The 10,957-nt window shown below is 54.7% G+C and carries 7 protein-coding genes and 1 pseudogene; 2 read left to right on the forward strand and 6 right to left on the reverse strand.

Going from position 1 to position 10,957, the window contains the following annotated elements; translation table 11 throughout:
• Window positions 1-339: pseudogene (locus tag K8V32_RS10855) on the forward strand (MFS transporter); the annotation flags it as partial.
• A gap of 181 nt (window positions 340-520) precedes the next feature.
• Here the strand turns inward: K8V32_RS10855 and K8V32_RS10860 are convergent.
• Window positions 521-1,183 carry a 4a-hydroxytetrahydrobiopterin dehydratase gene (locus K8V32_RS10860; protein ID WP_303907129.1) on the reverse strand — a complete coding sequence of 221 codons (663 nt, stop codon included), beginning with the start codon at window positions 1,181-1,183 and terminating at the stop codon, window positions 521-523.
• 164 nt (window positions 1,184-1,347) lie between these two features.
• Complete coding sequence (locus K8V32_RS10865) at window positions 1,348-3,747, reverse strand: hypothetical protein (protein WP_303907132.1); 2,400 nt, start codon at window positions 3,745-3,747, stop codon at window positions 1,348-1,350.
• 508 nt (window positions 3,748-4,255) lie between these two features.
• Between K8V32_RS10865 and K8V32_RS10870 the strand changes: the two genes are divergently transcribed.
• Entirely contained in the window at window positions 4,256-5,905 is a 1,650-nt protein-coding gene (locus K8V32_RS10870; RefSeq protein WP_303907135.1) for an ABC-F family ATP-binding cassette domain-containing protein, read from the forward strand.
• Window positions 5,906-5,963: 58 nt separating this feature from the next.
• On the opposite strand, the gene K8V32_RS10875 is transcribed toward K8V32_RS10870, so the two are convergent.
• The 4 genes from K8V32_RS10875 to K8V32_RS10890 form a co-directional block, all read right to left on the reverse strand.
• A complete protein-coding gene (locus K8V32_RS10875; RefSeq protein WP_524536734.1) occupies window positions 5,964-6,698 on the reverse strand; it encodes a hypothetical protein in 735 nt (244 codons plus the stop codon).
• Entirely contained in the window at window positions 6,695-7,318 is a 624-nt protein-coding gene (locus K8V32_RS10880; protein ID WP_303907148.1) for a SatD family protein, read from the reverse strand. The genes K8V32_RS10875 and K8V32_RS10880 overlap by 4 nt, the downstream gene beginning before the upstream one ends.
• 55 nt (window positions 7,319-7,373) lie before the next feature.
• On the reverse strand, window positions 7,374-8,831 hold the full coding sequence (locus tag K8V32_RS10885; RefSeq protein WP_303907138.1) for an L-lactate permease: 1,458 nt from the start codon (window positions 8,829-8,831) through the stop codon (window positions 7,374-7,376).
• Between the two features lie 229 nt (window positions 8,832-9,060).
• A complete protein-coding gene (locus tag K8V32_RS10890; RefSeq protein WP_303907141.1) occupies window positions 9,061-10,914 on the reverse strand; it encodes a hypothetical protein in 1,854 nt (617 codons plus the stop codon).
• Window positions 10,915-10,957 lie beyond the last annotated feature (43 nt).

The following is a 10,957-nucleotide window of genomic DNA, read 5'->3' on the forward strand; positions in this document are numbered from 1 at the left end:
GGAATATGCACAGCCGCCCTGGCAGCACTGCATGCCGGACCGATCACCGGCATTATTGCAGCTATCATGCTTGGTCTGGCCTACGGCACGGTACTGGTCACCGGACTGACACGCGTTCAGAAGATTGCACCACCACACGAACTAGCTGGCCTGACCGGGATTTTCTACGCCGTGACCTACATTGGGTTCCTCTTCCCAACCGTGATTGCCGCGCTGTTGCCACTCATGCCGTACAGCACCACGCTGTTGGTCTTTGCTGGCCTCGCCCTGATATCGATGCTCATTGCGTTCGGGCGCATCCGGCGAGTTCGCGGACCCTGGAATAACGGCCGCGAGTAGTCCCCTAACCGTGTTAATCTGACAATTTTCGGAGGATTGCAGAAAATTGACAGATTAAGGGGGTGCCTAATCTGTCAATATTTACGAAAACTCGGAGAATTGACAGATTAGAAGGGTCGCTAATCTATCAATCTGTGGAGAAAACCGAAAAAGTGACAGATTCAGAGGCTACTTTCCTGTTTTATTGATCGGTGCGCAATAGCACACGGTTGCCGTCTTGATCAGCCAGTTCCCATTGATCAGTTGCATTAGCGTCACTGAGCAATTTTCCGCCGGCCTCAAGTGCGGCTTGCAGACGGTTTTTCGCTATGGACGACGGCACAAATACCTCGAAGTGCACGTTGCCTGGAGCGGCAGTGGCATTCTCCTGACCCTCAGAAACCGGGGCGTGTGCTACGTGGCGGAAACGAATCGGGGGCAGCACATCGGAGCGGTCGATCAAAAACTCGTCGTCTTGAGCAGCTTTGAAATCAAAAATCGCTTGCCAGAACGGTTTAATCGCTTCAACGTTAGCGCTGGCTAGCACGACGTGGCTGCGGGTGATCTTTTCGGGCTGACGCTTGAGCCCCATTTCTTCGATGAGCACGTTGACAGCTGTGGCGAACTGTATATCCCGGTCGGTCAGTCCGCCGACGTCGTGACTGACGACCCTCATGCGAATGGTGTTATAGCGGATGTCGAAATCTGGGTGATGATTTTGAGCTTCGGCCAGATTGGTGAAACGGTTGACGAATTCGATGGCTTGCACAAAGTCTTTGGCGCGCACGCTGATCTCCAGGCGTCCGTCAACAACGGTCCAATCTGACAGCTGCTCTTGGGCTTGGGATGAGGTCACGTGGGTCATAGTTGGCCTCCTGACGTCGTAGACACCGGGTCGTACTTTCACCTCAAGTCTGGCAGCTGGGTACGGCACTGTCGAGGGGGCTGTTGAATACACAGACCGGCCCCTTCTGCGATTGCAGAAGAGGCCGGTCAGGTAATGCGCTATGGAGTTGTACTGGCTATCGGCTAGGCGCTACGCCCAAAGAGGCGTCGACGGTTAGCAAATGCCAGCAATGCCGCACCAGCTACCAGCAGGCCGCCAGCCAGGAAGCCAAGTTGGACGCCGTTGGCGCCGGTTTGTGCCAGACCGCTGGCACCGTTGACGTCAACCGGGGCGGATGGGGCGCGATCATCGTCGTCACCATCTGAGCCGCCAGCAGTGGAGTCGTCGTCACCGTCGACGACGGTGAAGCTTCCATTCAGGGTTTGAGTTTCGCCAGCATCGTCAACGTAGGTGACTACGGTGTTGTATTCGCCGAGGTAAACGGCTGGATCGGCAACATCGTAACCATGGATTACGAATGAGGCGACGCCGTCTTCATCAACGTCGGCGGTGCTTTCGTAATCGTTGACATACTCTGGCCCGGAAACGACGTAGGAGATTTCAGTACCGGGTTCCATGCCCTCCACGATGTGGTTGGCACCGGCACCGTCTTCTGGATCACCGACGAAGTCATCCAGATCAATACGCTCTGGATCAATAGTCAGCGCCGGGTCAACGACCTGGTCATCCGAACTGAGAACCGTGTATTCAACAGAGGCTGTTTCTTCGGTTGTCAGATCAGTGACGGTCAGTGTCTGAACACCAGTGTCTGCGTCGTCAGCGATTGGCAACTCAGCGCTGAGCTCGCCGTTTTCATCGGCGGTAAAGGTTTCGGTGGGATTCCACGAGACTTCAACCTCGCCGTCAGCAGTCAAGTTCCAGATGTCTGCATCCAGTGAGCCACCCTGGTAAACCTCGTTGGAGTCCAGCTCAATTTGGGGTCCTTCTGCGATTTCTTCAACTACGCGGAAGTTCACCGGACCTAGTTCTTGAACATCACCGGCTTCGTCTTCATAAGAGGCGGTTACCGCGTACTCGCCGAGGTAGACGGTTGGATCGGAAACCCAGTCGAAGCCGTAAATGAAGAAGCTTGCTGTGCCGTTGTCATCAGCGGTTGTGGTCTGCTCCAGACCTTCCAGTTCTCCTGGTGAGACCACGGTGTAGGTCAGGCTAGTTTGTGGTTCAAGACCTTCAGCAGTGAACAGTACACCTGGTTCATCTTCAATATCGCCAACAAACTCATCCAGCGTAATCTCGCTGCGGTCTGCGGTCAGCGTTGGTTCAGCTTCGTCACCTGCATCGGCAACAGTGTATTCGGCAGTACCGGATTCGCCTGTTTCACCGTCAGTAACGGTCACCGTTTTGACGCCCGATTCAGCATCTTCGGGGATGACATTTTCAGTCGCAAAATCGCCATTCTCACCGGTTTCAACCTCTGCAGTTTCGAGGCCTTCAATCCCAAAATCGATAGTGACGGTGCTATTCGGGGTGGCGTTGTGCCCGGTAACGTGGAGCACCCCACCTTGCGGAATTTCGCCATTGTCATTGGCATCAGGTGAGTGCGTACTGACCTGCGGTTTTTCACTGGTCACTTCGAAGCTAGCTGAGCCAACCTGTGCGTCATTGTCAGCTCGTAGAGCAGTGACATAATAGGTTCCCACGTAAACGCTGTCAGCGCCTTGGATCGTGTATTCAACGGTGCCCTCGGCATCGGCGGTGGCTTCACCTGATAGATCCGGTATTGGGCTGTACGCATTGCCCACAGTAATCGCAATGTCCTGGCCTGCTTCAAGCCCCTCTATCGTAACCGTTACCCCACTGTCAACGAAATCATTTTCGTCAAGCTCTTCCGGGGTGATTGTCAGGCTTGCATCGGTGACGTTAAAGCTTTCCGTTACCGAAATCTCAGTCTCGCGATCTACTGCGGTGACGTCATAAACGCCGCCTGCAGAACCTTCTGGAATTGTCAGCTCAAGACCGTCGATCGAACCGAATTCGTTTGCACTTGCCGAGCTCGAAGCGACGATTTCGCCACTATCGGGTTCTGTTACAGAAATCTCGACATCGCCATCTGGGGAGAACCCGCCTCCACCGACTTCGAAGGTCGTACCCGCAGGTCCAGAGCTTTCACTAAAGTATATGAACGGGTCAACTTCGACTTCAGCATCCTGAGTCTCGGGGTCGACTTCATCCTGAGTCGATTCCGAAGTCGGTTCTTCGCTGGCCGACTGGTCGCTACCAGACTCGGCAGGTTCAGAAGCTTCCCCAGATTCGCTGTTGTCCGTTTCGTCAGCGCTTTCTTCTGACTCTTCTGAGTCTTCTGAGCCTTCTTCGGTGTTTTCTTCCGCAGATGAAGTCTCTTCGTTATGGACATCTTCTGCAGTGTCTTCATCTTCCGGAACAGCCGTTGCAACACTGACTGCTGGCTCTTCATCTGCCATTGCGGAGGGGATGCCGACAGCAAATGAGCTGAACACTAGCGCAGATCCCGCTAATACAGCCGCTGACAGCTGCCCCTTCTTCTTCGGTGTTTCTTCCGCCATGCGGAGTTCCCTTCGAGTAGTGAATAAGTCCGTCCAATGCACTTCCTGGAAGTGCTCAAAACGACCAATAAAACATAAATGGACCACAAAACACGTGAATCCGAGCACAGATTACCAGCGATTTACCTCGCGCGCCAAGGCAAACTAAAGCTTTCACTTGAAATCCGAGGGTATAACTTTCTGTGCGCAAACTTCGTGCAAACTGAATATTTCCTGGTGCCTTTCTTGCCATTGCAACGATGCAAAGCCGTTACCCCTCACCGCAGCAATCTTTGGAGATGCCCCAAGTATCCTCATCAAATTTGTTGATCAAACTGGTGAACAACATGACTCTTCGTTACACTGTGAAGCATGGCAGCAACACATCTCGTCCTGTACCTGTAACAGCGATCCAGCCTTCTGTACTCGACACATTCTGAGTCGAGCCGATTTTGGCAATTTTTTCCTGACCAAACTGGTCGCTGTTCATTTTTCGTGCCCTTTTGCACGAGACTTTCAAGGACTTTTTATGCCTTTTGAATCTAAACATCCGGCGCATTCTGGCGCCCAAATTACTCTGCACACAATCGAAGTGACACTCGGTGGCAGCCGCATTCTGCATAACCTCGATCTCGCCGTCACACCGTCCTCTCGGATCGGGATTGTCGGTGAAAACGGTCGCGGCAAAACTACCCTGCTACATATTCTTACCGGCAGATTGACCCCTGATGGGGGAACCGTGACACGTCACGGCAGCATTGCAGTCGCTGAACAAGAAATGTCCGCCGACGATGGTCGCACCGTCGGTGATGTGATAGCAGCAACTATTGAGCCCGCAGTCGCAGCCTTAGCGGAACTCGATACCACCTCGCAAGCCGTTGCCGCAGGAGAAACGGGTGCTGAGGAACAGTTCGCTGTTGCGCTGGAATATGCACAAGCCATTGATGCTTGGGATGCTGAGCGCCGAGTAACGCAGGCGCTCGAAGCACTCGATGCCGAGACCGATCGTGAGGTCGTACTGAGCGATCTTTCGGTGGGACAACGGTATCGCGTGCGGCTTGCTTGCCTGCTGGGTGGGCATCACGATTTCCTCTTATTAGATGAGCCCACGAACCATTTAGACCGCAGTGGGTTGGATTTTCTGACCCAGAGTCTACGGGATCGCAACGGCGGCGTCGTTGTAGTCAGCCATGACCGCGCGCTGCTAGCGGATATTGCTGAAACAGTTCTGAGCCTGGATCCAACACCGGATGACCGGCCCAGGCTCTACGGTGACGGTTATGCGGGATATCGGGAGCGTTCTCGAGCTGAGCGTATTCAATGGGAACAAGAATATGCTCGTCAGCAGGTTGAGCACACCAAGCTTCAGAATGATTTGCAGACTGCCCAGGACCGGCTGATCAGTGGCTGGCGTCCACCCAAGGGCACGGGCAAACATGCTCGTGCTACTCGTGCCGCTTCAACTGTCCGCAACGTTCAGCGACGCCAGGATGCTTTGGAAGCGCACTCGCTTAGCGTTCCTGAGCCTCCCTTGCAGTTAAAGTTCCCAGCGGTGCAGAGCAGATCAAGCGCCACGATGCTATCTGCAGAACAGGTCAGCTTGACCGATCGACTACCTTCTACAGTTTCCCTACAGGTTGCCGGTGGCGATCGCCTGGTCGTGACCGGCCCGAATGGGGCAGGCAAGTCAACGCTTTTGCAGGTCTTGGCTAAACAACTCGTACCAACAACGGGCAGCGTGCAGCATCACGCTTCAGCTCGGATTGCTTTGCTCGAGCAGGAATCTGTGCTGCCGCTACAGCAGCGCGTTGGCGCCTACTTTGAAGCCCATGTCCAACGACTTATTGCACGTAGGGTTGTGTCCGAACGGCAGGGTGTCTCACTTCGAGAGCTCGGTCTACTTGGGTCAGCTGAAATGCGACTGCGCGTTGGTGAGCTATCGATGGGGCAACAACGTCGGCTAGAACTCGCACTGGTATTGGCTATGCGTCCGAATGTGTTGCTGCTGGATGAACCCACGAACCATTTGTCGATTCGACTCGTCGACGAGCTGACGGAGGCTCTAGAAAACACAGAGGCTGCCGTCATCGTGGCAACCCATGATCGCCAGCTGCTGCGCGACACCGACCATTGGCCATCAGTGTCGCTGGAGAACACCTCGGTGTCCGCCACTAGGTAATTTCAACCCTCACGAGCGCAAAACCCCTTATACTATCCTCAATATAAGGGGTTTTGCGCTACAACAACATGCTTGCCAAGAGGCCTGCACCGCCAGCCAATCCCCAGCTGGCAAGACTGCCGACCAGAAACTCTTCGGCTTTTGTCCCGGCTTGGGCCGGATCCTCCCGCTTTGCATCTGCAGAAATCTCAGGAAAACGAACAATACCTTTGGCAGCCATCAGTGCAGCAACCACATGATAGGCACCGACGACGGCCAGCACCATCATAAAGATGCGCTCCAAGGGACCGATGACCCGGCCGCCCTTCAACCGACTGCCCGGAACCGCCCCGGCGGCTTGCCCATCAGCGCCGAGCTCTCGCCCAGAAAGCAACAGGACGGCGCGAGTGATGCGGTTGCCACTTTGCGTCAGAAATATCGCCAAGGCAAGCCACATCAACCCGATTGGAACGACAGCACTGAGCACCGTAATATCCAGCCACGCAAAGCCGGCCAGAATGACCACCAGCCCCACCGCAGACCAAGCAAACAGTTCTGGCGCCGACCTGGTGTCACCGTCATTTTCGAGGGGCCCGATCATGCGTTCGGCAATGAAATACCAGGCCGCAGCAATCAGGGCGGCAACCGCGCCGACCCAGCCTTCAGGCCGGATCCATAGAGCCGCTGCCACCGTGACAGCCAACCACCAGACCAATTGCATATAACGCACGGTTTGAATCGCCAAACGAGCTTGAGTCAGGCCGATGAGGTCGGTGACCCCTACCGCCAAAATCGTCACAACGACCAACATCAAGACCCTCCTTTCAGCACGTCATCTGCGTCCAATAATGCCATGGCCCCCGATCGATGCAAGGCTTGCGAAACCGCTGCTTGGGAAATATTCTCAGCGCGTGCAGCATCTTGTTGGGTGGCTCCGGTCAATAGGGCTGCAAAGAGCCGTCGCTCGCGTGCTTTCATTCGCGCCACAATATGGTCGCGCAATACTAACTGGCTGGTGACGGCGTCAGTAAGTTCGGGGTTGTCACCGTAAAATCCGGTGAGCACCTCATCGCGTCGATGCTGCTGTTTTTCTACATATTGAATGGCTTGGCGCGCGTTGAGCCAAGCGGTGCCATCTTGAATCGGACCGGCTTCACCCTCATCGATCGTATTGATTTGACCAACGCCGATACCGAACCGTAACCGCAGCTCCTCAGGCAATAATGCTTGGACTCGCACGGTGACGCGCAAGGCATCTTGCCACGTAGCGGCGATCAATTGAAACTCGTCGCCGACGGTTGCCCAAGCTTGGCGTACGGTTGGCACGGAGGCTTCGACGCGTTCAAATGTCTCAAGGATGGCGCGTTGAGCTGCTGCACGATCGGTGAGATCACGCGAGTCAACGATATCTGCAATAATTCCAACTGCCTGCATCACGTCTACACAATAACACTTATAAAGCCTTGAATATAAGTATTTTTATGGATTTTTAGCCGGTCATCGGCAAGAAGATAACGGCGACAATCCCCCACAGCCCCAAGCTTACGAGGACTATAGGCAACAGAACTTTCATGAGTACACCGCGTGACACGACCGGTCCCGTGGTGTCGGAGCGCTGGTAGACCTTGGCAACACGATAGGCCAACTCGATACGCGCGGGGCCGGCGATGATCGCCCAACCGGCAGCCGAATTCTGCAAACCCATGGTCCACAGCGGGGAGATGCCAAGTCCCTGCGCTGCAGCTACTTGGGTCGCACCAAACATCGCGTTCGCCCCGGTTCCGGATGCCGTTATATAGCCCGATAATCCGGCGACGAAGGGCAGTAAAAATAAATACACTGGCCCTAGATCCACCAGGCTACCAGCGATGACATCCGCCAGCCCCCCGCCTGCGATAACAACACCAAATAAGATATATAACGCCGTTGGCATGGCAGCATTCCACCACATTCGTATCGACGCTCCAGGCAAAGCCCGCAGACTCTCGGCCTCAATCGGCAAGAACGTCAAGGAGACCAATGCCCCGGTGATCGACCACAACGCTGGCGAGGCCAGCACTTCGCCCACGACCCCAAGATCATAGGTACGGTAGATCAACTGACCGGCAATCGTGCCCACCATCAAGATCAGATACGGCACCAGCGACCGTCCGGGACTTGGGGTCAGCTGCCCACGACGGATAATTAACAGCCACACGATCGACATGATCAACGTGGCGACGGCCCCAGCCACGGGAGTGCCTAGGAGCAGATTCGCTAGCATCGTCAGACCCCACAACATGATCCCGGAACCTGCTCCGACGCCTGCCCAGCCGACCCGTTGGCTGCGCGATAATTTATGGTCGATCAATCCGTTGCCCGCCAGAATCGATACGGCAATGCCTGAAGCGATAAATGGCAGAAGGTTCCACCACCCAGAAAATAGGCCCATGTCGGTCAATGACGCGCCGGCAGCATCAGCGGCAATCAATGTTCCCGGGCCCATTGAGCCCCACGGCCCAATCATCAGTCCCAACAACGTTAGTAAGGCTGCTCGATACGGGGTGAATCCTAACGACAGCAAGAGCGGCAGCCCGATCAGTAGTGGGATACCGAAACCGGTGACCGTTTCCAGAAATGGCACAACTCCATGAGCCATAAGCAGCGCTGCCGTAATAGTAGGACCACCGTCCGAGAGCCAATTGGCAAGTTTACGCTGGGCACCAGTCCGGTCCATGACACCGGATAACAGCACTCCACCACCTATGATTGCCAGGACTTTTATCAAAGTCCAAAAGTTCGCATTCCACGCCGTGATCAAGTCTTGAGCAGGAGCGGCAAAATACCACAGCGCGATCCCGGCCGCACCGAGCGTTCCGAGCAGGGGTGGCAGTGTTCCTGGTATGCGAGGTAACGCTAATAATCCCAGGGTCAGGAGCACCGGCAAGATCGCCATGATAAACCCCATATGTGCTGATGCTCCTTCTGTCCGACTAACGCAAACCTCTAGCATAGCTGCTTCACAGCTGATCAGCGTGGGAGTTGTACCTTGAGTGGTTTAGGCCAACAGATAGGCTTCAACATTGGATTCGTAAATATTGCTGTTGATCCCGGTATCGAATGACGGACTGCTGCGTAGCTTGGTGATCATCGCGCACAACACCGTACCTGGCGTTCTTGAACAACAAGGGCAGTTGTTATTCGAAGTCCGTCAACAGTTCGGTGGCTTGCTGAACAGCCGTTGACAGCCCAAGGACAAGTGGCCGGTACAAGGTTGCTGGCACGTGTATGAGCCCATGTTGAATTTGGACCAGCCCCATGTCACGTAAATATCGCAGGGTTGTACAGTATGACACGTTCGTGATGCGAACACCGACATCCGCGTCAGGATTAGGTTCAATCAATGGAATGACTGCGCCTGCCATGGCGCTAATGAGATGGTTAATAACAAGTGCGGCCGCAGGGATTTCATAATGCGATCGTCGAAAAGAACACAGTAGTACATTAGCGATCCATAAACCAACCACGAGTTCGGCGTTTTCTAACGACAGGTCTTCATCAATAAACACCTCAGCACGAGGCCCTTGCTTGACTCGCGAGGCGGTTAACTCGATGACTTGCAACGTTTCAAGTGCGGTCCACCATGACATCAGTTCGGGAATTTCCAAGGCTGATTGGACGCTGTATGTCGTTGTGCGGTCTGGTATGTATGGCATCTGGGGATCCGGCGCCGTCGACGAGCTGGCCATGAGGTCTTCAAACACCGTCGGCTCATCCTGAGGCTCCGGTTTTGCTGAAACACCGACAGCCTGGATACCGACCATCTCGGCAAGGAGTTGGATATCGGCCCGCCGGGGCACCTGACGTGTTGTCACGGGTTTCGAGGTAGCCAACCACTGCCCCAGTTCGTACAACCCATCGACGATGGGCAACTGACCAATGGCAGCAAGCCGATCGCTTATAGGAACCTTATCGGCAGCAGCGATGATGCCACGGAACTGTTCGGCAAGCGCATCACCACCAACATCGGTCTCAAATGACTCTAGCAATGCAATCCACGGGGATGGATCTACTGAATTTTCGACGCGGTATGCCACATAGCTTGAAATAGCATGCACACTTTCCATGACGTCTTGGTAGTCGAGCGAAAATTGGACGGAGGCTAACCAGGGTTGGATCGCATCCGGGTCATCCGGTTCAAGACCAGCATCTAGAGCCTGCAAAACGCGCCCGATAAAGAGCTCATAAATTTCGTCAGCGTCCTGATCGTCATATTGGTCAATCAACCAAAACCGAAAGTCCTCATAGCGCTCTTCTTCAGCGATCCACTGCTCAACTTCAGGTGCGACGGGAATGTTATCGATATGTTCTTTTGACAGCGGCTTATTGGGTAAAAACTGTGTCAGTGCATCGTTGACAGCCAGCTGCCGCCCGGCGGCTATCGCCGCAATAGATACATAGATCAAGTAGGCGCCGGCACGCGCCAGCTCCAGGCCGCCGTGGCTGACCAGCAGATTGCCATAGGACTGAACGGCACGGCCTTGTCGAGCAAGTACCTGGAGATCTTCAGCCGCCGCGCGGGTTTCTGCGTGACCAAACGCCAGCTTGGCATGCTGCAAGCTGTCTTCAAGTGACGGATCGGTATACCATTTGTCCAGCGTTTCCATGGCCACGCCGGTGAGGTGACCCGCGCTTGGTCGCATATGCGTGGGTTCCGGACCAATCGAGGCGAAGATTTTCTGCAGCTGCTCCTCGGTGCCGCTTTCCAAAGCATAGACGATACTGTAGAGCGTCAAGATGGTCACCGCTTCGCGATCACCAACCGGGGTGATGAGCTCCATGTTTCGACGCTCAATCGCGCGAGCCATAGCGGCGTTGAACTCGTCGAGATCCACGTCGTCAAGATTGGTCAGATCGATACCATCTGCTGCCAGGAGTGGGGCAATTTCTTGCATGAGTTGATCGGTCAGTCCTGGCTGGTGAGCAATCCTGGCCTCTTTTGGAAATCCGAAATATTTTGGATCCTCAAATGGCATGTTCCGTTCGGTCATGGCACAAAAGTACCAGCCGCCAGTGCCCTAGGAATAGTCACTG

This window comes from Enteractinococcus helveticum (assembly GCF_020742345.1).
In the GTDB taxonomy this organism is placed as follows: Bacteria; Actinomycetota; Actinomycetes; order Actinomycetales; family Micrococcaceae; genus Yaniella; species Yaniella helvetica_A.